Here is a 22599-nt window from a genome sequence, read left to right on the forward strand (position 1 = left end):
CCGCAGGCGTCGTGGCGGGTCCGGCGGGTCAGGGGAAGCGGACGTCGAGGTCGGCCCGCAGGCGGACCGTGAACCCCTCGTCGTCGCGGCGGAAGGTGAGGTCGTCGCAGGTCTGCCGGGCCAGCCACAGCCCGAGCTCCCGACGGGTCCGGCCGTCGGGGCCGGTGACGGACCGGGTGGTCCAGCCGCGGTAGGGGTCGTCGAAGCCGGCACCGGCGTCGGTGACCGTGGTGACCACGCTGTCGTGGTCGGCCCAGAACCGCAGCGTCGCCGTCCCGGCTCCGTGGGTGAGGGCGTTGACGACGACCTCGTCGATCCCCACGAGGTAGTCCGCGACCTCGACCAGGGTCGGGTCGGCCGGCGGCAGGTGCTCGGCGTGCGGCTCCAGGGCGGTGTCGTGGCCGTTGAGCAGGGCACCGACGCGGCTGCGGGCCCGACGCGCGCCGGCGAGGTCGCGGATCCCCGTGACCTCGAGGAGGGGCGGGGACTCCTCGACGGGCAGGACCGGGGGGTCGGACCAGCGCGCCAGGCAGGTCTCGGGGTCGAGGTAGTCGGGGTTGTCCTGCGGCGCACCGGCCCGCCACATGCGCGCGTGCGTCGACCGGACGGCGGCGAGCAGGCCGTGGTCGGTCTGCAGCGAGTCGTAGGCGCACAGGGCGTGGAAGGGGACGGTGGTGAGGACGTGGTTGACGACGGCCTCGTAGCGCGACCAGCCCGGCCAGGTGTGGGGGTGGTGACGCGTCCCGGGCGGCAGCTCGCCGACGACCCGGAGGCCGGTGGCGCCGGAGGCGACGGCCCGGCGGGTGGCGGCGAGGTAGGAGTCCATCGCCCCACAGGGCGTGAGGTAGGTGTCGTCGTTGCCGAGCCGGGTGACGGCGGGGAGGCCGTCCACCGAGTCCAGGAGGAGGTCGGCACGCTCCCCGGTGCAGGCGAGCACCAGCTTCTCGCCACGCTCGGCCCCCTCGCGCAGGTGGCGGCCGGCCGCGACGACGAACTCGCCGTCGTCGGCGTAGAGGACCGCGTCGTGAGCCCCCGTCGCGCGGGCCGGTTGCCGGCGTCCGGCAACCGTGGGGCCCTCGGCGTGCATCAGGTCAGTCCTGGATGGGTGTGGGAGCTCGGGTGGTCAAGTCCTCCACCATACGCACCTTCGGCCCGGTCCGGGCCGGATCGGTCGCACCGCCCCACCCCCAAGGGGCTCACTGCAGGAGCCACACGTCGAGGCGAGCGCCGCTCGCGGCGGGTACGACGACCCGGTCACCGCCCGCTCCGCTGTCGACGGGCAGGTCGGCGCCTCCGGGCTCGGTACCGAGCAGGTGCCGAGCGCCCGACGTGGCGGGGATCGCGACGGCGGCGCCCGGCGCCCGGCGCGCCATGACCAGGATCCGCTCGTCGGCCAGCTCGCGGACGTAGGCGATGGTGTCGTCGTCGACGTGGGCCCACCGCAGCGCCCCGTGGCGCAGGGCGGCGTGCGAGCGGCGTACGCGGGCGAGGTCGCCGTAGGTCGCCAGGGTCGCGGTGTCCCACTCGTCGCGGCGGTGCCAGGGCATGGTGCGGCGGGCGTCCTCGCCATTGACCCCCTCGAGCCCGATCTCGTCGCCGGCGAACACCATCGGCACGCCGGGCATCGTGAACTGGAGCCCGGCGGCGACGCGGTGGACCTCCGGGGAGCCCACCACGGTGCGGATCCGGGCGGAGTCGTGCGACCCGAGGATGTTCCACGACTGGCACGTGGCCCGCCAGCCGAAGGCCGCGTGCCAGGCTCGGAACGTGTCCACCACCTGGCCGCCGGGTCGCCGCGGGACGGGCACCGGCCGGCCGAAGGGACGCGCGGGCGAGGACGGGTCGCGCAGCCACGACCACACCGGCCAGGAGAAGCCGGAGTAGTTCATGGTGCCGTGCCAGCCGTCGCCGTCGACGTCACCGGTGGCGTCGTGGTTGTGCTCACCGATGACGAGCGGGTCGTCGCGCAGCTCCGCGGCGGTGTGCCGGACGGCGCGGGCCACCTCGCGGGCGACGTCCAGGGCCCCGAGGCGGCCGGTCATGTTGGCCACGTCGATGCGCCAGCCGTCGACGTCGTACGGCGGCCGCAGCCAGCGCCCCACGACGGAGTCGGGCCCCTCGACCATCGCCGCGCGGAGGTCGGGGTCGCCGTGGTTGATCTTGGGGAGCGTGGTGTGGCCCATCCAGCACGCGTAGGTGCCGTCGGGCTCGAAGTAGTAGTAGGAGCGGGTGGACGAGGTCGGGTCGGCGGCCGCCTTGGTGAACCACTCGTGGGTGTCACCGGTGTGGTTGGTGGTGAGGTCGCCGAGGATCCGCCACCCCCGGGCGTGCACGGCGGTCGAGAGCCGCTCGTATGCTTCGTCGCCGCCGAGGAGTGGGTCGACCCTGTCGAAGGTGGTCGCGTTGTAGCGGTGGTTGCTCTCGCCGGGGAAGACCGGGGTCGTGTAGACGATGTCGGCGCCGACCTGCTCGACGTGGTCGAGGTGCTCGGTGACCCCGTCGAGGTCGCCGCCGAAGAGCTGGAGCGGGGTGCGCGGGTCGTGCCCCTCGAAGACCACCTCGTCGTCCCACCCGGCCGGGACGGCCCAGTCGGGGGTCGGTCGTCCGTCGGCCGCCGCCGAGCGCGCGAAGCGGTCGGGGAAGACCTGGTAGACGACGCCGTCGCGTCCCCAGTCCGGAGCGGCGGCGTAGGCGCTGACGACGTGGTCGGTCGCGTCCGGCACGTCGATGGCGACCGGCCCGGCGGCGGTGAGCCACTCCTGCTGCTCGCCGCGCACGAGCAGGAACCGGTAGTGCGTCACCGGGTTGTGCACGGGGAGCTCGCCCGACCACCACGTGGTGTCGGCCTCGGTCGTGGCGGTCATCGGGTGAAAGACGGGCTCGGCGTCGTACGTCGTCCGCAGCCACACCTCGTCCACCGGGTCGGAGGCGGCGGTCCGGACCCGGACGGTCACCACGTCGCCCAGCTGCGGGGACTCGTCGGACAGGTGGAGCGGGGAGCCGTCGTGGTGCGGCAGGTCGAGCAGCGACATGCGCACATCGTCCCATCAGCGGGCGTCTAGGATGGCCCGCGCTGCCTCGGCAGCACTGCCGGTGTAGCTCAGTTGGTAGAGCGCCTCTCTTGTAAAGAGGATGTCGCGGGTTCGACTCCTGTCACCGGCTCTGTCGGTGGCCCGTCGTTCCTTGTCGAGGGAGGCCGTGGGCGATCGCGGTCCACTGGTGACTGCGACCGCACACGACTGCCGGCGTACGACGCTCAGCGGACCTGGGTGACCTCGAACTGCATCCGCGGGTGCGCGAAGGCGTCCTGGGACTGGATGAGCCGGAGCTCGCGCTCGCCGGAGTCGAGCGTGGTCTGGAGCAGGTCGAAGACCGAGCTGGTCGTCGCGGCCAGCGCCTCGGCGGGGGAGCCGGTGGTGTGCAGGTGCGCGGTGAAGAGCGCGGCGGTCACGTCGCCGGAGCCGTTGGCCTTCATCGGCAGCCGCGGGGTCTGCACGATCCAGGCGCCCTCCCGGGTCACGGCCATCATCTCGATGGTGTCGGCGGGGGCGTCGGGCCGTTCGACGCTGGTGACGAGCACCGTGGACGGCCCCATGGCCATCGCCCGGTCGGCGGAGGCGAGGGTCGACTCGAGGTCGGCGGGCGCGGTGTCGGTGAGGAAGCCGAGCTCGAACTGGTTCGGCGTGATCACGTCGGCCATCGGCACCACCCGCTCCCGGATGATCGGGGGGATGGCGGGGTCGACGAAGCAGCCCGAGCGCGCGTTGCCCATGACCGGGTCGCAGGTGTACGTCGCCGCGGGGTTGGCCGCCTTGACCTTCGCGACCGCGTCGAGCACGACGTCGGCGATGCCGGCCCCGCCCTGGTAGCCGGAGAGCACCGCGTCGACCTGGCCCAGGACGCCCCGGTCCTCGATGCCGCTGACGACGTCGGCGACGTCGCCGGGCGGCAGCAGCGGCCCGCGCCACTCGCCGTACCCCGTGTGGTTGGAGAACACCACCGTGAAGACCGGCCAGACCTCGTGCCCGAGCCGCTGCAGCGGGAAGACCGCGGCGGAGTTGCCGACGTGGCCGTAGGCGACCGAGGACTGGATCGAGAGGACCTTCATCCCACGCAGACTAGTGAGCAGGAGCCCGCGGTCGGCAATCGCAGGCGGTCAGGCGACCTGGAGCGACCGCTTGGACAGCCCGAGCCAGTAGCCGTCGATCACCTGGACGCCGGGCTCGTCGGGCGTGGTCGCGGCCCCCAGCGTGACGAACAGCGGCGTGTAGTGCTCGACGGTGGGGTGGGCGTAGGGCATGCCGGGCGCCCTCGAGGCGTACGCCGCGAGCTCGTCGACGTCGCCACGGGCGAGCGCGTCCGCCGCCCAGAGGTCGAAGTCCACCGACCAGCCGGGTGCGGTGGCGTCGAGCCGCCAGTCGGTCAGGAACGGCAGGCCGTGGGTCAGGAAGCCCGAGCCGATGACCAGCACGCCCTCGTCACGCAGCGGCCGGAGCCGCTCGCCGAGCCGCATCAGCCGCACGGGGTCGTGGGTGGGCAGCGACATCTGCAGGACGGGGATGTCGGCCTCGGGGTACATGATCTTGAGCGGCACCCACGCGCCGTGGTCGAGGCCCCGCTCGGCGTGCTGGTGCACGGGCTCGTTGGCGGGCATGAGCGCAGCCACGCGCCGGGCCAGCGCCGAGGCGTCGGGGGTCTCGTAGGTCATCCGGTAGTACTTCGCGTCGAAGCCACCGAAGTCGTAGACCAGCGGCGCCCTGCTGGCGCTGAGGCTCACCGGCGCCGACTCCCAGTGCGCGCTGACGATGAGGATCGCCTTCGGCAGCGGCAGGTCGGCCGCCCAGGCGGCGAGCTGGCCCGACCACGTCGGGTCGTCGAGGAGCGGGGGAGCTCCGTGGCCGATGTAGAGCGCGGGCATCCGGGTGGTCATGTCAGCCATAGTAGTTCAACTTTCAAATACTTGGAAGTCGCCAGTCGACGGGGGACCCACCCTGTTCCACGAGCTGCCGGTCGACCCGGGAGAACGGCCGCGACCCGAAGAAGCCGCGGGAGGCCGAGAGCGGTGAGGGGTGGGGAGACTCGACCCACGGGACCGACCCCAGCATCGGCTTGAGCGACTGGGCGTCGCGTCCCCACAGGATCGCGGCCAGCGGTCCGCCGCGCGCGGCGAGCACGTGGATCGCCCGCTCGGTGACCTCCTCCCAGCCGCGGCCGCGGTGCGACGCGGCCTGTCCGGGCGCCACCGTGAGCACGCGGTTGAGCAGCATCACGCCCTGGTCGGCCCACGCCGTCAGGTCGCCGTGCGACGCGGGGGCGATGCCCAGGTCGGCCTGCAGCTCGGTGAAGATGTTGGCCAGCGAGCGCGGCACCGGCCGGACCTCGGGCGCCACGGCGAAGGAGAGCCCGATCGGGTGGCCGGGCGTCGGGTAGGGGTCCTGGCCGACGACCAGCACACGCACGTCGGCCAGCGGGCGCTGGAACGCGCGGAGCACGTGGTCGCCGTGCGGCAGGTAGCTGCGCCCCGCGGCGATCTCCTCGCGCAGGAAGCGGCCCATCGCCTCGATCCGGGCCTCCACCGGGGCCAGGGCCTGGGCCCAGTCGTCGGCCACGAGGCCCCGGTCCACCAGTCCCTGCAGGGTGCTCATGCCTCGACGCTAGCGGGCCGGTGATTCCGGACGGTCCCTCAGCCGCCGAGGGCGCGGGACCCTCCCGACCCGTAGCGGCGGGTCGGGTTCGAGCCGATGGTGTCGGCGGAGGGGGACGCCTCCTTCGGAGCCGGCCTCCGCGTCGTGGTCTTGCGTACGGCGGGCGGCTTCTTCGCCGCCTTCGTGGCCGTCGCCTTCGTGGCCGTCGCCTTCTTCGCCGACGCCTTCTTCGCCGACGCCTTCTTCCGGGCGGCGCGTGCCGGGGGAGCGTCGGGGCTGGACCACTGCTCGATCCACTCGTCCATGACGCGCCAGGTGCTGCCGCGCGCGGCGCGACCCGTGAGCATGCCGAGGTGGCCGCCGGGGACGATCTCGAAGCGCGCCTCGCGCGCGTGGGTGAGGAGGTCGATCACCGGACGGACGGCACCGACCGGAGCGATGCCGTCGGTGGCGCCAGCGAAGACCAGCACCGGCGCGGTGATGGCCGACAGCTCGATGGTCCGGTCGCCGATCTCCATCGCCCCGGCGGCCAGCGAGTTGCCCTTGACGAAGCGGTGGTAGAGCTGCCCGAACGTCCGGCCGGGGTAGGCGATCATGTTGTCCATGAAGCGGTCGACCGCCTCGAGCTGGGCGAGGTAGTCGGTGTCGTCGAGGTGGGTGAGCACGGCCACCGGCTTGGTGACCACCTTCTGGACCGACGCGGCGGTGAACGCCCAGTTGACCAGCGGCTGCGGGATCCCGCCCAGCGCCCGGTAGCCGCGGGTGAGCAGGCCCCGCCCGGCACTGAGGTTGAGGAGCGGCCGCACCGGCGCCACCAGCGGCACCTTCTTGACGTCGACCGGCGAACCCACGACCGTCAGCGACGCGATCGGCAGGTCGGGCCGGTCGGCCGCCGTGAGCATGGTGAAGATCCCGCCCAGGCTCCAGCCCACCACGTGCACGGGCCGGCCGCCCGCGTGCGCCGACACCTCTCGGATGGCGGTGGGGAGGACCTCGTCGACCCAGTGCTCCATCCCGAGGTTGCGGTTGCGGAACGACACCTGGCCGTACTCGACCAGGTAGGTCCGCCGGCCCAGGGCGACGAAGTGCTCCACCAGCGAGCAGCCGCGACGCAGGTCGTAGCAGATCGCGGGCGCGGCGAGCGGGGTCACGAGGAGCACCGGGTCGCCGGACTCGTGGACGGTCCCGGCGGGTCGGTAGTGGTAGACCTCGCGCAGCTCTCCGTCGTCGATGAGGGTCCGGGGCATCGGACGCAGGTCGGCCAGGCCGCCGTACAGCACCTTGTGCGCGACGTTGCCCGCCGCCGCGACCAGCTGGTCCGGCTTCGGAGGGAGGAGGTCCATGGGCGAAAGATACGCGGGTACGCCGCCCCGGGGGAGGTTGTGGGCGGACGGCCGCGACGCTAGACACGAGCCATGAAGTGGAACCTCGCCGCCCTGGGTGCGGCCGCCCTCGCCGGGACGGTGGCCCACGACGTCACGCAGCGTCAGCACGCGATCATCCGCAACTTCCCGGTGGCCGGGCACCTGCGCTTCTTCCTGGAGCGCTTCGGCCCGGAGCTGCGGCAGTACATCGTCACCAGCAACGACGAGGAGAGACCCTTCAGTCGCGACCAACGGCGGTGGATCTACGCCAGCTCCAAGCTGGAGAACAACTACTTCGGGTTCGGCACCGACAACGACATGGAGCGGGTGGAGGGCTACCCGGTCATCAAGCACCGCACGTTCATGGGCCCGGGTGCGGCGACGCCGCCCCACGCCGACGACGCCATCACGCTGCCCAGCGCCAAGGTGATGGGGGCGGCCCGCGGTCGCCGGCACGCCTTCCGGCCGGGCTCGGTCGTCAACATCTCCGGGATGAGCTTCGGCTCCCTGTCGGGCAAGGCCATCGAGGCGCTCAACACCGGCGCGGCGATGGCGGGGTGCCTGCAGAACACGGGGGAGGGCGCGCTGTCGCCCTACCACCGCAACGGCGGCGACCTCGTCTTCCAGATCGGCACCGCCTACTTCGGCTGCCGCGACGAGCACGGCCGGTTCGACCTGCAGCGCCTCGTCGACCTGGTGCAGTCCGCACCGGTGCGTGCCGTGGAGATCAAGCTCTCCCAGGGGGCCAAGCCGGGACTCGGCGGGATGCTGCCTGGGGAGAAGGTCAACGCCGAGATCGCGGCGATCCGCGGCATCCCCGAGGGCAAGGACTGCGCGTCGCCCAGCAGGCACCAGGTCTTCCACGACGTGGACTCGATGCTGGACTTCGTGGAGACGGTGGCCGACGCCACCGGGCTGCCGGTCGGCATCAAGTCCGCCGTCGGCAACATGACGCTGTGGGACCAGCTGGTCGAGGAGATGGCCGGCGGTGGCCGGGGCGTCGACTTCGTCAACATCGACGGCGGGGAGGGTGGTACCGGCGCGGCGCCGATGCTCTTCGCGGACTCGGTCGCCTACCCGTTCCGCATCGGCTTCTCGGAGGTCTACAAGCGCTTCGCCGCCGCGGGGCTGACCGACGACGTGACCTTCATCGGCGCCGGCAAGCTCGGCATCCCGGAGAACGCGGTGGTGGCCTTCGCCCTCGGTGTCGACATGATCAACGTCGGGCGCGAGGCGATGCTGTCCATCGGGTGCATCCAGGCCCAGAAGTGCCACACCGACCACTGCCCGGTGGGGATCGCGACCCAGAACCCGCGCTACACGTTCGGCCTCGACGTCGAGCTCAAGAGCGTCCGCGCCGCCAACTACATCCGCTCCGTGCGGCGGGACCTGATCAAGGTCTCCGAGGCCGTCGGCGTCGTGCACCCCGGTCTCATCACGCCGTGGGACGTCGACATCCTCACTGGCCACCGCTCGACCGAGCCGCTCCACGACGTCTACGGCTACGAGGACGACTGGGGCGACCTCGGGCCCGACCTGCGGGCCGCGATCGAGGAGGTCATGACCGCGCAGGGCGAGTCGCCGGAGCCGCGTCCGACCACCCGATGACCGGCCCGCACGGCCGGTGCGGACGGCGTACGACGCTCAGCTCTTGCGGGCGGGACGCACCGTCTTGTCGTGCTCGTGCTGCCCGGTGGCGAGCTCGTCGAGGAACTTCCCGGCCCAGGCGGAGACGTTCCGCTCGACCACGGTCTTGCGCATGGCCCGCATCCGACGGGTCGTCTCGCGCGGCTCAGCCCGGGAGGCGTCGAGGAGCGCCTGCTTGATGCCGTTGATGTCGTAGGGGTTGACCAGCCACGCCTGGCGCAGCTCGTCGGCGGCCCCGGCGAACTCCGAGAGCACCAGGGCGCCGTCGTCCTCGTAGCGGCACGCGACGTACTCCTTGGCGACGAGGTTCATGCCGTCGCGGAAGGGGGTGACGACCATGACGTCGGCGGCCCGGTAGAGCGCCGCCATCTCCTCGCGGGGGTAGGAGGAGTGCATGTAGTGGATGGCCGGGCGCCCGATCTCGCCCAGGTCGCCGTTGATGCGGCCCACGAGCCGGTCGATCTCGTCACGAAGGATGCGGTACTGCTCCACCCGCTCGCGCGAGGGGGTGGCGACCTGCACGAAGACGGCGTCCTCGACGTCGAGCTCGCCCTCGTCGATGAGCTCGCCGAAGGCGCGCAGCCGCGCGAAGATCCCCTTGGTGTAGTCGAGGCGGTCCACGCCCAGGAACACGGTGCGGGGGCTGCCGAGGGCCTCGCGGATCTCCTTGGCGCGCTCCTGGACACCCTCGGAGCGGGCGAGCTCCTCGAAGCCGGCGGAGTCGATAGAGATCGGGAAGGCCGCGGCCTTCACCGTGCGGCCGTCGGGAAGGTAGACGAGGTCGCGGTGCGTCTTGTGGCCCACACGGTGACGGACGAGCCGCACGAAGTTGCCGGCGCCGCCGGCGAGCTGGAAGCCGATCAGGTCGGCGCCGAGCAGGCCCTCCAGGATCTGGCGCCGCCAGGGCAGCTGGCTGAACAGCTCGGCCGGGGGGAAGGGGATGTGGAGGTAGAACCCGATGCGCAGGTCGGGACGCAGGTCGCGCAGCATCTGCGGCACCAGCTGGAGCTGGTAGTCCTGCACCCACACGGTGGCGCCCTCCGCGGCGAACTCGGCGCTCTTCTCGGCGAACCGGCGGTTGACCGTGACGTAGGAGTCCCACCACTCGCGGTGGAACTCCGGCTTGGCCACGACGTCGTGGTAGAGCGGCCACAGGGTCCCGTTGGAGAAGCCCTCGTAGAACTCCTCGACCTCCTGCGCGCTCAGGTGCACCGGCACGAGCTGGAGCCCGTCCTCGACGAACGGCTCGAGGTCGTCGTCGGGGGCGCCGGGCCACCCGATCCACGCGCCGTCGTTGGCCCGCATCACCGGCTCGAGGGCCGACACCAGTCCGCCGGGGGAGCGTCGCCAGTCGTTGCTGCCGTCGGGGTTGGTGACGCGGTCGACGGGGAGCCTGTTGGCGACGATCACGAGGTCGGCGCGGCCGGGAGAAGTCACGTGGATCACCCTAGCGAGCCGCGCAGCACCCCTGCGGGGGGTCGTTACTGCACCCTCTCGCGAGAAGCCTCCGCGACTCGCCGAGGGCGAATGACATCGTTGTGGTTCCTCGCCTACAGTGGTGCCACACCAGTTCTTCGAAGGGGAGACCGACATGGCCGACGCCGTCCAGCACTCCGGTGCGCACGAGCCGGGTCACGAGGCCGACGCGCCGGGCCTGTCCCGCCGCGACAGCGAGATCCTCGAGTTCGAGCGCCACTGGTGGAAGTACGCCGGGGCCAAGGAGCAGGCGGTGCGGGAGAAGTTCGACATGTCCTCGACCCGCTACTACCAGGTGCTCAACGCCCTCATCGACCGTCCCGAGGCGCTGGAGGCCGACCCGCTGCTGGTCCGCCGGCTGCGCCGCCTCCGGGCCTCGCGCCAGCGCCAGCGCTCGGCCCGTCGCCTCGGCTTCGAGGTCTGAGGAGACCCATGACCGCCTCTTCCCCGTTCCGGTCCCTCCGTTCCCGGCGCCGTGACCCCCTGCTGCGCCCGCACCGCGACGAGCGTGGCGTGGCGTTCCCCTCGCCGGTGGTGATGCTCAGCATCATCGCCGTGGCCATGGCCGGATTCGCGTTCGTCGCCACCGCCGACGACGAGCCGACCGAGCGGCGCATCACCACCGCGTCCGCCCCCGCGGTCACCGAGACGCCGACCCCCGAGCCCGTGGTGCCGACGACCCCGGCCCCGACCAAGAAGCCGAAGCCGCAGGTCAAGCGCGGTGAGGTCTACGTCGAGGTCTTCAACAACTCCGGCATCCCCGGTTTGGCCGCCGGCACCGCCGCCAAGGCCACGCAGGTGGGCTGGCAGGTCGTGGGCGAGGACAACTGGATGGGCTCCATCCCGGCCTCCACCGTCTACTACCCGCCCCGGCTCCGGGCCGCGGCCAAGCTGCTGGCCCTCGACCTGGGCATCCAGCGGACCATGCCGGCCGTCGACCCGATGAAGATGGACCGGCTGACGATCGTCCTGACCGCCGACGCGGCCTGAGGCGCTGAACGGGATCCGCAGCCACCCGGAGGGACCGGGCTGGTTGTCCACCGTTCAACCGGTCGTGGTTGGCTGACCGACATGGAGTTCACCTCTCCCGAGGCGCGCGAGCGCTACGACGCCCTGGTCGCCGCCGCCGACCAGGTGGTGGTCGGGCTCGACTTCGACGGCGTGCTCTCACCCATCGTGGACGAGCCGAGCGAGGCCCACATCCACGAGGACGCCGCCGAGGTGCTCGTGGCGCTCGGCGACGTCGTCCGTGCCATCGCGGTCGTCACCGGCCGGCCGGCCCGCCAGGCGCTGGCGCTCGGCGGCCTCGACGAGATCGGCGACGCGATCGGCGACCACGGCAAGCAGCTGTTCATCTTCGGCCAGTACGGCAACGAGCGCTGGTCGTCCACGAGCCGGCGGGTGATCTCGCCGCGTCCCCCGCAGGGACTCTCCACCTTCGAGCGCGAGCTCCCCGCCCTGTTGCGACGTGCCGACGCCGCGGAGGCCCACGTGGAGGAGAAGGGGCTGGCCGTCGCCGTGCACACGCGCCGCCTCGCCGACGCTACCGGCGCCTTCGAGCGGCTGCTCCCCGCGATGCGCGAGCTCGCCGCCCAGCACGGTCTCATCGTCGAGCCGGGCCGCAACGTGATCGAGGTCCGCTCGGACGGGATGCACAAGGGGGACGCCGTGCGCACGTTGGTGGAGGAGCAGTCCGCCGGCGGTGTCCTCTTCGCCGGTGACGACCTGGGCGACGTCGAGGCCTTCGAGGCCGTCGCCGCGCTCCGCGAGACCGGCATGCCGACGCTGCTCGTCGCCGCCGCCTCCGAGGAGCAGACGGCCCTGGTCCCGCTGGCCGACGTCGTCGTACCGGGTCCGGACGGCGTCCTGGAGCTGCTGCGCGGGCTGACCGCCGACGCCACCGCCTCCTGAGCGGCCTTCCAGACTTCCCTGAGCAGGCTCCCCGGGCACACCAAGGGGCGCTCCGGTGTCCCGGCGTGCCCGCGTCGCCAGCATGTGGACTCGATGTGCACATGCTGAGACGACCTGCCTAGGCTTGAGCCCTCATCACGAGGGACTGAGGGAACGGCCCGACGACGTCCCGGCAACCGCCACGAACCTCCTTCTCGCCTGCGAGAAGTCGTGGAAACGGTGCCAATTCCGTCCCGCAGCGAAAGTCGCCCGGGGTAGATGAGAAGGAGGAGTAGTCATGACTGCTGTTGCAGAGAACACCGCCACGACCGGCACCGCCCTTCGCGACGGAGCCTTCGGCAACGCCCGGGCCCTGGCCTGCCGCGAGTGCGGCCACGAGGTCGACCTCGGTCCCTTCTACGCCTGTCCGGAGTGCTTCGGACCCCTCGAGGTCTCCTACGACTTCCCGGCCGTCACCCGCGAGGAGATCGCCGCCGGGCCCCGCAACATCTGGCGCTACAAGGCGCTGCTGCCCGTGCCCGCCGACATCGAGCAGAGCCCCAACACCGAGCCCGGCTTCACCCGGCTGCTCAAGGCCCACAACCTCGGTCGCGAGCTCGGCATCGACAACCTGTGGGTCAAGGACGACTCGACCAACCCCACCAACTCCTTCAAGGACCGCGTCGTCGCCTGCGCCCTGAGCGCGGCCCGCGAGCTCGACGCCAAGGTCTTCGCCTGCCCCTCGACCGGCAACCTGGCCAACGCCGTCGCCGCTGCCGGCGCCCGGGCCGGCATCAAGACCGTCGTCTTCATCCCGAGCAACCTCGAGAAGCCCAAGCAGGTCAACTCGGCGGTCTACACCGAGAACCTCGTCGCGGTGAACGGCAACTACGACGACGTCAACAAGCTCGCCTCGGAGATCGCCGGCGAGGAGGAGGGCTGGGCGTTCGTCAACGTCAACGTGCGGCCGTTCTACGCCGAGGGCTCCAAGACCCTGGGGTACGAGATCGCCGAGCAGCTCGGCTGGCGGCTCCCGGACCAGATCGTCATCCCGGTCGCGTCCGGCTCCCAGCTCACCAAGGTGCACAAGGCGTTCGGCGAGCTGATCCGCCTCGGCCTCGTCGAGGACAAGCCCTACAAGGTGTACGGCGCGCAGGCCACCGGCTGCTCGCCCGTCTCGGTCGCCTACAAGGCCGGTGTCGACGCGATCCGCCCGGTCAAGCCCGACACCATCGCCAAGAGCCTGGCGATCGGCAACCCGGCCGACGGCATCTATGTGCTCGACATCTGCCGCGAGACCGGCGGGGCCGTGGAGGACATCAGCGACGACGAGGTGCGCGAGGGCATCCTGCTGCTTGCCCGCACGGAGGGCATCTTCACCGAGACCGCCGGCGGCACCACGGTCGGCGTGCTCAAGAAGCTCGTCGAGAGCGGCGAGCTCGACCCGACCCTGGAGACCGTCGTCATCAACACCGGGATGGGGCTCAAGACCCTCGACGCCGTCTCCGACCACGTCGGCCCGCGCGCGACCATCGCCCCGTCGTACGGTGCCTTCACCGCCGCCGGCATCGTCTGACCCCTCCGTCTGACTCGTCCAGGAGAGACATCCGTGAGCGTTTCCGTCCGCATCCCCACCATCCTGCGCACCTACACCGGCGGTGAGTCCGAGGTGAGCGCCTCCGGCGCGACGCTCGCCGAGGTCCTCGACGACCTCGACAGCAACTACGCCGGGATCAAGGGCCGCATCCTCGACGAGGCCGGCAGCCTGCGCCGCTTCGTCAACGTCTACGTCGACAACGACGACGTGCGCTTCCTCGACCACCTCGACACCGCGACGCCCGACGGCACCCAGGTCTCGGTGATCCCGGCGGTCGCCGGCGGCTGAGCCGGGCCGGAGGCGTACGGCGGGTCCCCGTGCGATGAGCCGCGCTACTCGGCGCGGACGTCCATGAGCGCGGCGTTGCCGCGGGAGTCGATCTTCACCTCGGCGACCGCGCCGTCCCGGAGCACCCGCTCCATCTCGGCGGCCTCGTCCTGGGGGAGGAACCAGCTCTCGATGCCGCAGCGGATCTCCCAGCCGGAGTCGTCACAGGCGAGGTAGGTCCCGGAGTCGGGGCGCTCGCGGAGGTAGTCCCGGGCCACGCTGTGCCCGCCCTCCTCGGCGAGCGTGATGTAGACGGCGCCGCTCTCCCCGTCGTCCATGGCCCCCTGCCCGGGCTGCCCGAACGACGAGCCGTCGTGGCGCAGGTCGGGGTAGCCCAGGGTGACGTAGGCGCCGCGGAACGGGTCGATGGGGTCCACCAGCTCGACCCGGAAGGTGTGGGTCTCGCCGGTGAGGCGCGCGGAGACCTGCGGGGCGACGCCGACGACGACCAGGGCCGCCTGCACGGCGACGACGATGCCCACGGTGAGCACGCGGTTCATGACGAGCTCCCTTCGAGGTTGGCCGAGATCTCGCGGCGGGCCCGGTCGAAGAGCACGCCCGTGCCGATGAACACCAGGCCCAGGACGACGAAGAGCCAGGCGCCCTGGATGATCGCGGCGAAGACCGCGAAGCTCTGGAAGGTCGTGAACACGACGAGCGCGACCATCGCGATCGCGGTCAGGGCGGGGTTGTCGCGCAGGGTGCCGAGGGCGGCGAGGCCGACGGCGACCACGACGTACGCCGCGACGCCGATGGCCGCGTGCGCCCAGTCGGCGGCGTCGACCGAGGACGTGTCGGTCCCGGTGTCCCACAGGACCATCAGCACGGAGAAGCCCAGCACGGCGAGGGCGCCGAGGGGCTCCCAGCGGGCGGTGCCCCGGGCAACGGCGAGGGCGACCGCGGCGGCGACGCCGGCCGCGACCAGGTCGAGGACGAGCCACAGGTTCCACTCGAAGCCGTCGGTGGTGGTGTAGGGGATCGCCGCCGCGAACAGCGCGACCAGCGCCAGGGCACACCCGATGGTGCGCCAGGCGAAGGCGAACGCCTCCATGCCGCCGCGGTCCTGGACGACGGCGAGGGAGACCGCCAGGACCGCCGCGGTGCCCAGCGCCAGCACGGCACCGGCCCCGCTGGCCGAGCCCGCGAGTGGCTGCCAGATCCACCACACCAGTCCGGTGCCGATGCCCACGAGCAGCGGCATCGCGGATCGGGTCAGGTAGGCGTGGACCAGCGTGCCGGCCGACCAGAGCCCGAGCAGCACCGGCTCGTAGGCCGGCACCTGCATCGACTGGGCAGCCTGGAAGATCGTGGCCCCGAAGGTCAGGGCGGCCAGCAGCCGCAGAGCCCCCAGCACCCCCGGGGTGAGCCGCGGCTCGGCGAGCTCGCCGCCGACGAGGAAGGCCAGCCAGAACGCGGCCACCACGGCGAAGCGGAGCAGCGGGGGCAGCTGGTCGAGGTTGGCGGCCACCAGCCAGATCAGGCCGACGCCGACGAAGAGGGCGCCCAAGGCCAGGAGCAGGCGCCCCAGCGAGAAGCGGCGGGTCTGCGCGACGGTCCGGTAGCGACCGGCGATGGCGGCGGCCTGGTCGGCGTCGAGGATGCCGGCCGACTGCCAGTCGGCGAGCTCGCGGTGCAGCCAGGCGAGCTGGGGAGCGGTCGCGTCCCGCAGCCCCTCGTGCGGGTCCCTGCGCGGGGTCGAGGTGGTCATGGGCCCAGCATGGCCGCCGGGACGGTGTTGCCGCATGAGTACGAAGTCCCGGTCCAGTCGTCCGACCGGACCAGTACCCGATGCCCGTACGACGGTTCCTCCTCGATGCGTGTTGTCCGGCCGTTCGGGATCGTCTGGTTAAAAGCGGCCATGACGTCGACGAGAGCGCCGAGGGGGCAGGCGAGCAGCTGGGCACGGCTGGGAGTGGGCGCCGGCGCGCTGGGTGCGATCGCCGGCGCAGCGTCGTACGGCGCCCGGGGGCTGCTGGCCCGGCAGGCGGCGCTCGCACGGTCCCGGATCAACCACCACCCGCTCGGCGAGGTCCCGCCGGACGCCGACAAGGTGTGGAAGAAGCGGTACGGCGACCCGGTCGATCTGCTCGTCCTCGGCGACTCGATCGCCGCCGGGCTGGGGGCGGACGCGGCCAAGCACACGCTGGGCGGCGGACTTGCCCGCCGGGTGGCCAAGCGCACCGGCCGCGCGGTCCGTCTACGCACCGCCGCCCGGGTGGGGTCCGAGAGCTCGGAACTGGCCGGCCAGGTGGCGGACCTGCCCGCGGACTACCGGGCGGACGTCGCGGTCGTCGTGGTGGGCGGGAACGACGTGACGCACCGGGTCCCGACCGCCGACTCCGTGCGGCACCTCACCGAGGCGATCACCGCTCTGGGGGAGCGGGGGACTCCGGTGGTGGTCGGCACCTGTCCCGACCTCGGTGCCCTGCGGCCGGTGCCGCAGCCGTTGCGCTCGCTCGGGTCCCGCGCCTCACGCCAGCTGGCGGCGGCCCAGCGCGAGGCCGCCCTGGCCGCCGGGGCCCGGGTGGTGTCGCTGGCCCACGTCGTGGGGCCCTTCTTCATCACCAACCCCGACGAGATGTTCAGCCTGGACCGGTTCCACCCCAGCACGCACGGCTACAAGCGGACCGCGGCGGCGATGCTGCCCTCGGTGCTCGCCGCGCTCGGCCACGCGGACGCGGTGCCGTTCGGGCACCACGCACCGGACCGGGTGCAGGGATAGCGCCGCTCACCCGGGTCGCGGCACGCTGGCGGGGTCGGCGCCCCATCCGGCACCCCCGTCAATGCGCCAGTGGCCGCTCGGGTCGACGTCGTCGGCATCGGTGACGGCGTCCAGCAGGTCGCCGGCCGAGTGCGCGTTGCCGGGGGTGGAGGCGGCGAGGAGCGCCTCCTCGCCGTCGGCGTCGCCGAAGGTCGGAGGCACGACGAGAAGGCGCACCGTGGTGCCGTCGGCGGTCCGGAGGTCGACGCGGTGCGAGTCGGCGTGGGGGAGGAGACCGGTCTCGACCCGACGGCCGGTCGCCTGGACGTGGTGGACGACTCGGTCCCAGTCCGGCGGGGAGCACAGGACTGAGGTGACCCGGCCGAGGTGCGCCGGGAAGTGGTCGAGGAGGTCGGCGACCTCGACGGCGAGGTCACGGCTGCGTGGCCACCAGCCCCCGTCGAGCCGGTCGTCCCCGGCAGGGGTCACGAGCCGGAGCCGGGGCGGAGGTCGCCCCGAGCCGCCGTTGGCAGCGGGAGCGGAGGGAGTGGGCGTCGTCATGGCGACCGCCTTCTCGACCGGTGGCCGGGCTCCGGCGGAGTCGGTGGACAGGTCGTCCCTGCCACCGTACGTCGTGCGTGATCAGGCCGCCGGTCGTCCGGCGACCGTGGCGAGGCCGGTCGAGGCGATCTGCTCCCAGTCGTCGGTGACCAGTACGACGTCGCGACCGCGGCGGGCCAGCAGGCTGGCCGCGATGGCGGCGCGGAAGCCGCTGCGGCAGTGCACCCAGACCTGACCGGCGGGCAGGCGCGGGATGGCGGCCTCCAGGTCGTGCAGCGGGACGTGCAGCGAGTCGGGCAGGTGGGACGCGTGGTACTCCGCGTCCAGCCGGACGTCCAGCGTCACGCTGCGGGGATGTGGCTGCCGGGCGACCCGGGAGTACGTCGCCCAGTCGGCGACGCGGTAGTCCGTGCTGTCCGCCCACGTGCCCACCGGGCCCAGCAGGTGGGTGGCCCGCACCGCAATGCCGATCTGCGCGAGGTCGTGGACGCCGGCCGCCAGGTCGTCGGGGGAGACGCTGACCAGGACGACGTCGGCGCCCCACGGCACCAGCCACCCGGCGTACGTCGCGAGCTGCGGGCAGTCCTCGATGTTCACCGAGCCGGTGAGGTGGGCTCGGGCGAACGCGTGCCGGCGGCGGAGGTCGAGCACCCAGGAGCCGGCCCGCACGGCGGCGTGCACCTCGTCCTCGTCGATCTCCGCCGGCGCGAGGACGGGCGTCGCCCCGGCGCCCGCCCGGTTGAGGGCGGACATGTGGCGGTAGTAGCGCGGGACGGGGCCGAACCCGGCGACCAGCGCCTCGACCCAGGCGTCGCGGGGCGTCCACAGGACGGGGTTGACCGCGCGCTCGTCGCCGACGGTGCCGTGGACGGCGTCGGTGGCGGACGTCGCTGCGCAGAGGCTGCCGAAGCCGTGCGTGGGGTGCAGGGCGACCTCGTCGTCGAGGGCGCCGAGCTGGCGGGCACTCTCCCACTGGGCGCGGCCCATCATCCGGCTCAGGAGCGGGTCGACGAGGTCGGTGCGGCCGACGGTGCCGTGCAGGAGGCTGCCTCCCGAGAGCACGGAGCGGGCGCCCGACTCGGGGTCGGTCACGAGGAAGGACTGGTGGTGGAGGGTGTGGCCCGGCGTGGACAGGACCTGCACGACGAGGTCGCCGACGCCGAGGATGTCGCCCCCGCGGACCCCGGTGCGGTCCACCGTGACGCGCTCGTCGGCGGAGAGCCAGTAGTCCGCGCCGTGCCGCCGCGCCAGCCCCGGGGCGCCGGAGACGTAGTCGTTGTGCACGTGGGTGTCGGCCACGGCGACGATCCGGACGCCCGCCTCCTCGGCGGCGAGCTCGAGCGGGCGCCAGTCCCGCGGCGGGTCGACGACCAGGGCGCTCGCCCCGTCGTGGACCAGGTGTGCACGGTTGCCCCGCTCGGGCACCTCGACGACGACGACCTGCATGGCCCCTCCCGGGTCTCGTTCGTGCCGGCCCGACGGCGGCGGATCACTAAAGTCGAGCAAGTTACTACAATTAAACCAGACCGACCCGGGGTCGTGGTCCGGAACGCCGGCGTGGCGTCAGCGCCGTCGCTGACGCACCAGGTGGGTGCGCGCGGTGGCCACGACGGCCTCGGTCAGGGTCGTGAGGGGAGCGGAGGCGATCCGCCAGTGCTGCCAGTGCAGCGGCACGTCGAGGTGCCGTCCCCCGGCGACCTCCACCAGCGCGCCGCTGGCCAGGTGCTCGGCGGCGAGCAGCTCGGGGATCGCGCCCCAGCCCAGTCCGGCCCGGATGGCGGCCAGGTAGCCGTCCCCGGCGCTCACCGTGTGGACGGCGCCGGTCAGGGCGCGGGTCGTCGCCTTCGCCACGAGCCGGGCCGGGATCTCGTCGGAGGCGTGGAACCGTGCCCGGGGCGCGGCGGCCAGGCTGCGGGTGTCGGTGATGCCGAGCCCCGGCGCCGCGACCGCGCGGTAGCGCAGCGCGCCGATCGGCACCGACCGGCAGCCCTGCACCGCCTCCCCGGCCGTGGTGACCGCTGCCATCACGGCGCCGGCCCGCAGCAGCGCGGCGGTGTGGTTCTCGTCGTCGACCCGGACGTCGAACGCCGTGCCGGCCTCGGCGCCCGCGACCCGCAGCGCCTCGACGAACCAGGTCGAGACCGAGTCGGCGTTGGCGGCGAGGGGGAGGGTCGCGTGCGTGCCGCGCTGGTGCAGCACTGCCTCGGTGTCGGCCTCGAGCTCGGCGACCTGGCGGGCCAGCCGCACGAGGTGCTCCCCGGCGCTGGTGGCGACGCACGGGCGCGTACGACGTACGAGCACGGCGCCCGTGACGTTCTCCAGCGACCGCACGCGTTGGGAGACCGCCGACGGCGTCAGGTGCAGCTCGCGGGCGGCGGACTCGAACGACCCCGTGTCGACGACGGCGGAGAGGGCGGCCAGCTGGGCTCGGTCGTACATGAAGCGATGCTAAGCAGTACGCAATTACTTTCGCTGGATTGCATCTCGTGGGACACCTAGCCTCGACGCGTGATCGCCACCGCCCTGGCCGGCCTCGGCACCGGCCTCTCCCTGATCGTCGCCATCGGCGCGCAGAACGCCTTCGTGCTGCGTCAGGGGATCCGGCGCGAGCACGTCATGGCGGTGGCGCTGCTGTGCTCGGTCGCCGACGCCGCGCTGATCCTGGCGGGGGTGACGGGCATCGGCACGCTCGTGGAGCGGGCGCCCGTCGTGCTCGACCTCGTGCGCTGGGCGGGCGCGGCGTTCCTCCTGGGGTACGCCGTGCTGGCGCTGCGCCGTGCCGCGCGTCCGGGTGAGCTCCACGCCGCGACCGGCGGAGCGCCGGTGGGCCTGCGGCCCGTGGTCCTCACCGCGGCGGCGCTGACCTTCCTCAACCCGCACGTCTACCTCGACACCGTCCTGCTGCTCGGCTCCATCGCCAACCAGCACGGCCCCGACGGCCGCTGGGTCTTCGCCCTCGGGGCGACCGCGGGCAGCGTGGTGTGGTTCTTCGGCCTCGGGTACGGCGCGCGCCGGCTCGCGCCGCTGTTCGCCCGGCCCTCCGCGTGGCGGGTGCTCGACGGGGTGATCGCGGTGGTGATGGCGACCATCGCGCTGTCCCTCGTCCTGGGCGGCTGATCCGGTCGTTAGGGTGCCGGGGTGGTCTCCCTCTCCCCGCGCCGGGTCGTCTCGGCGGTGCGCCGCCGCCGCGCCACCACCGAGGTCGTCGTACCCGCTCCGGAGCAGACGCCGGAGCAGCGGCGTCGGGAGCGGCGTCGGGAGCGGCGGCGCCGGCTGCGGACGATGAGCCTCACCGAGCTCGCCGAGGAGTTCGGCACCGACAAGTGGGGCGTGCACCACTACACCCCGCACTACGAGCGGCACCTCGAGCACCTGCGGCGCCGGGAGTTCACCCTGCTCGAGATCGGCGTCGGCGGCTACACCCGGCGCAAGCGCAGCGGGGCGTCGCTGAAGATGTGGCGCTGGTTCTTCCCCCGCGCGCGGATCGTGGGCCTGGACATCGAGGACAAGTCGTTCATCGACCAGGGCCCGATCGTGACCTACCAGGGGGACCAGACCGACCCGGAGGTATTCCACCGGATCTTCGCCGAGCAGGGCGTCCCGATGGTCGTCGTCGACGACGGCAGCCACGTTCCGGCGCACGTCCGCGCGACCTTCGGCATCGTCTTCCCGCTGCTGCCCGACGGTGCGATCTACTGCATCGAGGACACCCAGACGTCCTACTGGCCCGCGTGGGGCGGCCAGCTCGACCCGCGGGCCCGCGGGACGTCGATGGACATGGTCAAGGACCTCGTCGACGGCCTCAACCACGAGGAGCTGCTCGTCGAGGGCTACGAGCCGACCTACACCGACACCCACGTCCGGGCGGTGCACTGCTACCACAACCTCGTCGTCATCGAGAAGGGTGACAACCGCGAGGGCACCAACAAGGACACGAGCTCCGGGCACTTCCACGGGTCCTCGCCCGACCCCGCCCTGGCCGCGGCGTCGAACCCCGCGGCGAGCCCCGAGGCAAGCCTCGAGGAGACCGCCGAGGAGGCGCCGTGACCGTGCTCCTCGCCACGAGCTCCGACTGGCCTGTGGGGGAGCCGGGAGCCCCGGCGCTCGACGCCGCCCTCGCCGAGCGGGGGATCGATGCGCGGTGGGCCGTGTGGGACGACGGCACCGTCGACTGGGACTCCGCCGACCTCGTCGCCGTGCGGTCCACGTGGGACTACATGGCACGGCCGACCGCGTTCCTCGACTGGGCCCGGTCGCTTGAGCCGTCCCGGCTCCTCAACGGCGCCGACGTCTTCGCCTGGAACGTCGACAAGGACTACCTGACCCGCCTGTCCGGGGTGCCCGTCGTGCCCACCCTCACCGCGGACGACCGGGCCGGTCTCGCGGACGCCGTACGCCGCTTCGGCCGCACCGTCGTCAAGCCGCGGGTGGGCGCGGGCGGGGCCGGCGTGATCGTCGTCGACGACCCGGACGACGAGCGCCTCGGGCAGGACGTCGTGGACCACCCCGCGCTGCCGACGGCCCGCGGCCCCTGGATCGCGCAACCTCTCGTCGAGTCGGTGCGCACCGTCGGCGAGACCTCGGTCTTCGTCCTCGACGGGGTGGCGGTCTCCCAGGTCGACAAGGTCCCCGGGAAGGACGAGATCCGCGTGCACGAGCACTACGGCGGCGAGTCCGCCCCGGTGGCGCTGAGCCCGGAGCTGGCCGAGCTGGCGTCCGCGGCGATCGTCGCGGCCGGCGGGTTCACCGGTCGCCCGCTCGACTACGGACGGGTCGACCTGCTGCACCACGAGGGTCGGTGGTGCGTGAGCGAGCTCGAGGTCACCGAGCCCGGGCTCTACCTCGACGTGCTGCCCGCCAACGCCGGCGCCTTCGCCGACCTCGTGGCCGCGCGGCTCGACACGCCGGACGGTCGCTGATGGACCACACCTACGCGCTCGACCTGGAGTGGCGCGGCAACCGCGGCACCGGCACCAGCGGCTACCGCGACTACGCCCGCGACGTGGTGCTGCACGCGTCCGGGAAGCCCGCGCTCGAGGGATCGGCCGACCCGACCTTCCGCGGCGACGCCTCGCGGTGGAACCCCGAGGAGCTGCTGGTCGCCGCGCTGGCCCAGTGCCACCTGCTGTCCTACCTGCACATGGCGGTGACGCACGGCGTCGTCGTGACGGCGTACACCGACTCGCCCGTCGGCACCATGGCACAGGTCGGGGTGGGCGGGCGCTTCACCCGCGTGCTCCTGCGCCCGGTCGTGACCGTCGCCGACCGGTCCCAGGTCGAGGTGGCCACGCGCATCCACGCGGAGGCGAGCGAGGCGTGCTTCATCGCCGCGTCGGTGAACTTCCCGGTGGACCACCAACCGACCGTCCTCGTCGCCCCTTGAGTCGTTTG

General features: G+C 72.8%; 23 protein-coding genes, 1 tRNA gene and 1 riboswitch. Of the genes, 12 read left to right on the top strand and 12 right to left on the bottom strand.

The genetic code is table 11. The annotated features are described in order from the left end of the window. Positions 1-28 precede the first annotated feature (28 nt). On the bottom strand, positions 29-1087 hold the full coding sequence (locus DAI17_RS04975; RefSeq protein ID WP_107771824.1) for a sensor histidine kinase: 1059 nt from the start codon (positions 1085-1087) through the stop codon (positions 29-31). Positions 1088-1196: 109 nt separating this feature from the next. Next, a complete protein-coding gene (locus tag DAI17_RS04980; RefSeq protein ID WP_107771825.1) occupies positions 1197-3032 on the bottom strand; it encodes a glycoside hydrolase family 13 protein in 1836 nt (611 codons plus the stop codon). Between the two features lie 57 nt (positions 3033-3089). Between DAI17_RS04980 and DAI17_RS04985 the strand changes: the two genes are divergently transcribed. Beyond that, a tRNA-Thr gene (locus DAI17_RS04985) sits at positions 3090-3162 on the top strand. 94 nt (positions 3163-3256) lie between these two features. Here the strand turns inward: DAI17_RS04985 and pdxY are convergent. The 4 genes from pdxY to DAI17_RS05005 are packed head-to-tail and all read right to left on the bottom strand — an operon-like array spanning position 3257 to position 6988. Beyond that, positions 3257-4108, bottom strand: a complete 852-nt coding sequence (gene pdxY / locus DAI17_RS04990; RefSeq protein ID WP_107771826.1) for a pyridoxal kinase PdxY — start codon at positions 4106-4108, stop codon at positions 3257-3259. Positions 4109-4156: 48 nt separating this feature from the next. After that, entirely contained in the window at positions 4157-4930 is a 774-nt protein-coding gene (locus DAI17_RS04995; RefSeq protein ID WP_199904955.1) for a dioxygenase family protein, read from the bottom strand. Between the two features lie 22 nt (positions 4931-4952). Next, on the bottom strand, positions 4953-5645 hold the full coding sequence (locus DAI17_RS05000) for a uracil-DNA glycosylase (protein ID WP_107771827.1): 693 nt from the start codon (positions 5643-5645) through the stop codon (positions 4953-4955). A gap of 38 nt (positions 5646-5683) precedes the next feature. Next, positions 5684-6988 carry an alpha/beta fold hydrolase gene (locus DAI17_RS05005; protein ID WP_107771828.1) on the bottom strand — a complete coding sequence of 435 codons (1305 nt, stop codon included), beginning with the start codon at positions 6986-6988 and terminating at the stop codon, positions 5684-5686. A gap of 72 nt (positions 6989-7060) precedes the next feature. Here DAI17_RS05005 and DAI17_RS05010 point away from each other — a divergent pair, with 72 nt between their 5' ends. Continuing rightward, entirely contained in the window at positions 7061-8617 is a 1557-nt protein-coding gene (locus tag DAI17_RS05010; protein WP_107771829.1) for an FMN-binding glutamate synthase family protein, read from the top strand. A 36-nt stretch (positions 8618-8653) separates the two neighbouring features. Here DAI17_RS05010 and DAI17_RS05015 read toward each other — a convergent pair whose 3' ends face one another. Continuing rightward, on the bottom strand, positions 8654-10099 hold the full coding sequence (locus DAI17_RS05015) for an alpha,alpha-trehalose-phosphate synthase (UDP-forming) (RefSeq protein ID WP_407669702.1): 1446 nt from the start codon (positions 10097-10099) through the stop codon (positions 8654-8656). Between the two features lie 148 nt (positions 10100-10247). Here DAI17_RS05015 and DAI17_RS05020 point away from each other — a divergent pair, with 148 nt between their 5' ends. The 5 genes from DAI17_RS05020 (at position 10248) to DAI17_RS05040 (ending at position 13907) form a co-directional block, all read left to right on the top strand. Continuing rightward, the gene (locus DAI17_RS05020; protein WP_107771831.1) at positions 10248-10556 is read left to right on the top strand and encodes a DUF3263 domain-containing protein; all 309 of its coding nucleotides are present in this window, start codon (positions 10248-10250) and stop codon (positions 10554-10556) included. 8 nt (positions 10557-10564) lie between these two features. Beyond that, complete coding sequence (locus DAI17_RS05025; RefSeq protein WP_107771832.1) at positions 10565-11122, top strand: LytR C-terminal domain-containing protein; 558 nt, start codon at positions 10565-10567, stop codon at positions 11120-11122. A gap of 81 nt (positions 11123-11203) precedes the next feature. Beyond that, the gene (gene otsB / locus DAI17_RS05030; RefSeq protein ID WP_107771833.1) at positions 11204-12043 is read left to right on the top strand and encodes a trehalose-phosphatase; all 840 of its coding nucleotides are present in this window, start codon (positions 11204-11206) and stop codon (positions 12041-12043) included. A 129-nt stretch (positions 12044-12172) separates the two neighbouring features. Continuing rightward, a riboswitch (SAM riboswitch) is annotated at positions 12173-12308 on the top strand. Positions 12309-12320: 12 nt separating this feature from the next. Further along, complete coding sequence (thrC, locus tag DAI17_RS05035) at positions 12321-13598, top strand: threonine synthase (RefSeq protein ID WP_107771834.1); 1278 nt, start codon at positions 12321-12323, stop codon at positions 13596-13598. A 33-nt stretch (positions 13599-13631) separates the two neighbouring features. After that, positions 13632-13907 carry a MoaD/ThiS family protein gene (locus DAI17_RS05040; protein ID WP_107771835.1) on the top strand — a complete coding sequence of 92 codons (276 nt, stop codon included), beginning with the start codon at positions 13632-13634 and terminating at the stop codon, positions 13905-13907. A 44-nt stretch (positions 13908-13951) separates the two neighbouring features. Here DAI17_RS05040 and DAI17_RS05045 read toward each other — a convergent pair whose 3' ends face one another. Both DAI17_RS05045 and DAI17_RS05050 read right to left on the bottom strand, forming a co-directional pair. Next, positions 13952-14446 (bottom strand): GDYXXLXY domain-containing protein, encoded by a 495-nt coding sequence (locus DAI17_RS05045; protein ID WP_107771836.1) that lies wholly within the window; start codon positions 14444-14446, stop codon positions 13952-13954. Continuing rightward, a complete protein-coding gene (locus tag DAI17_RS05050) occupies positions 14443-15654 on the bottom strand; it encodes a DUF2157 domain-containing protein (RefSeq protein ID WP_159081361.1) in 1212 nt (403 codons plus the stop codon). The genes DAI17_RS05045 and DAI17_RS05050 overlap by 4 nt, the downstream gene beginning before the upstream one ends. Before the next feature lie 150 nt (positions 15655-15804). On the opposite strand from DAI17_RS05050, the gene DAI17_RS05055 reads away from it, so the two are divergent. Beyond that, complete coding sequence (locus tag DAI17_RS05055) at positions 15805-16668, top strand: SGNH/GDSL hydrolase family protein (RefSeq protein ID WP_107771838.1); 864 nt, start codon at positions 15805-15807, stop codon at positions 16666-16668. Between the two features lie 6 nt (positions 16669-16674). Here the strand turns inward: DAI17_RS05055 and DAI17_RS05060 are convergent, their stop codons facing one another. The 3 genes from DAI17_RS05060 to DAI17_RS05070 form a co-directional block, all read right to left on the bottom strand. Then, on the bottom strand, positions 16675-17208 hold the full coding sequence (locus tag DAI17_RS05060; protein WP_159081362.1) for a DUF5994 family protein: 534 nt from the start codon (positions 17206-17208) through the stop codon (positions 16675-16677). An 81-nt stretch (positions 17209-17289) separates the two neighbouring features. Further along, complete coding sequence (locus tag DAI17_RS05065; RefSeq protein WP_107771840.1) at positions 17290-18654, bottom strand: rhodanese-like domain-containing protein; 1365 nt, start codon at positions 18652-18654, stop codon at positions 17290-17292. A gap of 117 nt (positions 18655-18771) precedes the next feature. Beyond that, on the bottom strand, positions 18772-19647 hold the full coding sequence (locus tag DAI17_RS05070) for an ArgP/LysG family DNA-binding transcriptional regulator (protein WP_107771841.1): 876 nt from the start codon (positions 19645-19647) through the stop codon (positions 18772-18774). Between the two features lie 69 nt (positions 19648-19716). Between DAI17_RS05070 and DAI17_RS05075 the strand changes: the two genes are divergently transcribed. Genes DAI17_RS05075 through DAI17_RS05090 form a run of 4 tightly spaced genes read left to right on the top strand, consistent with a single transcriptional unit; the run spans position 19717 to position 22591 of the window. Further along, the gene (locus DAI17_RS05075) at positions 19717-20325 is read left to right on the top strand and encodes a LysE/ArgO family amino acid transporter (protein WP_107771842.1); all 609 of its coding nucleotides are present in this window, start codon (positions 19717-19719) and stop codon (positions 20323-20325) included. 21 nt (positions 20326-20346) lie between these two features. Next, positions 20347-21255 carry a methyltransferase gene (locus DAI17_RS05080; protein WP_107771843.1) on the top strand — a complete coding sequence of 303 codons (909 nt, stop codon included), beginning with the start codon at positions 20347-20349 and terminating at the stop codon, positions 21253-21255. Then, positions 21252-22127 carry an ATP-grasp domain-containing protein gene (locus tag DAI17_RS05085; protein ID WP_107771844.1) on the top strand — a complete coding sequence of 292 codons (876 nt, stop codon included), beginning with the start codon at positions 21252-21254 and terminating at the stop codon, positions 22125-22127. The genes DAI17_RS05080 and DAI17_RS05085 overlap by 4 nt, the downstream gene beginning before the upstream one ends. Then, the gene (locus tag DAI17_RS05090) at positions 22127-22591 is read left to right on the top strand and encodes an OsmC family protein (RefSeq protein WP_107771845.1); all 465 of its coding nucleotides are present in this window, start codon (positions 22127-22129) and stop codon (positions 22589-22591) included. The genes DAI17_RS05085 and DAI17_RS05090 overlap by 1 nt, the downstream gene beginning before the upstream one ends. Positions 22592-22599 lie beyond the last annotated feature (8 nt).

The sequence above is a fragment of the Nocardioides sediminis genome (assembly GCF_003047295.1).
Taxonomy (GTDB): domain Bacteria; phylum Actinomycetota; class Actinomycetes; order Propionibacteriales; family Nocardioidaceae; genus Nocardioides; species Nocardioides sediminis.

Excerpts from the sequence above, each read along its gene's own strand:
- otsB (WP_107771833.1), top strand. The coding sequence starts at position 11,204 with ATGGAGTTCACCTCTCCCGAGGCGCGCGAGCGCTACGACGCCCTGGTC.
- DAI17_RS05060 (WP_159081362.1), bottom strand. The coding sequence starts at position 17,208 with ATGACGACGCCCACTCCCTCCGCTCCCGCTGCCAACGGCGGCTCGGGG.
- DAI17_RS05025 (WP_107771832.1), top strand. The coding sequence starts at position 10,565 with ATGACCGCCTCTTCCCCGTTCCGGTCCCTCCGTTCCCGGCGCCGTGAC.
- thrC (WP_107771834.1), top strand. The coding sequence starts at position 12,321 with ATGACTGCTGTTGCAGAGAACACCGCCACGACCGGCACCGCCCTTCGC.
- DAI17_RS05070 (WP_107771841.1), bottom strand. The coding sequence starts at position 19,647 with ATGTACGACCGAGCCCAGCTGGCCGCCCTCTCCGCCGTCGTCGACACG.
- DAI17_RS04980 (WP_107771825.1), bottom strand. The coding sequence starts at position 3,032 with ATGTCGCTGCTCGACCTGCCGCACCACGACGGCTCCCCGCTCCACCTG.
- DAI17_RS04975 (WP_107771824.1), bottom strand. The coding sequence starts at position 1,087 with ATGCACGCCGAGGGCCCCACGGTTGCCGGACGCCGGCAACCGGCCCGC.
- DAI17_RS05090 (WP_107771845.1), top strand. The coding sequence starts at position 22,127 with ATGGACCACACCTACGCGCTCGACCTGGAGTGGCGCGGCAACCGCGGC.
- DAI17_RS05005 (WP_107771828.1), bottom strand. The coding sequence starts at position 6,988 with ATGGACCTCCTCCCTCCGAAGCCGGACCAGCTGGTCGCGGCGGCGGGC.
- DAI17_RS04995 (WP_199904955.1), bottom strand. The coding sequence starts at position 4,930 with ATGACCACCCGGATGCCCGCGCTCTACATCGGCCACGGAGCTCCCCCG.
- DAI17_RS05010 (WP_107771829.1), top strand. The coding sequence starts at position 7,061 with ATGAAGTGGAACCTCGCCGCCCTGGGTGCGGCCGCCCTCGCCGGGACG.
- DAI17_RS05050 (WP_159081361.1), bottom strand. The coding sequence starts at position 15,654 with ATGACCACCTCGACCCCGCGCAGGGACCCGCACGAGGGGCTGCGGGAC.
- DAI17_RS05045 (WP_107771836.1), bottom strand. The coding sequence starts at position 14,446 with ATGAACCGCGTGCTCACCGTGGGCATCGTCGTCGCCGTGCAGGCGGCC.
- DAI17_RS05000 (WP_107771827.1), bottom strand. The coding sequence starts at position 5,645 with ATGAGCACCCTGCAGGGACTGGTGGACCGGGGCCTCGTGGCCGACGAC.
- pdxY (WP_107771826.1), bottom strand. The coding sequence starts at position 4,108 with ATGAAGGTCCTCTCGATCCAGTCCTCGGTCGCCTACGGCCACGTCGGC.
- DAI17_RS05020 (WP_107771831.1), top strand. The coding sequence starts at position 10,248 with ATGGCCGACGCCGTCCAGCACTCCGGTGCGCACGAGCCGGGTCACGAG.
- DAI17_RS05065 (WP_107771840.1), bottom strand. The coding sequence starts at position 18,654 with ATGCAGGTCGTCGTCGTCGAGGTGCCCGAGCGGGGCAACCGTGCACAC.
- DAI17_RS05055 (WP_107771838.1), top strand. The coding sequence starts at position 15,805 with ATGACGTCGACGAGAGCGCCGAGGGGGCAGGCGAGCAGCTGGGCACGG.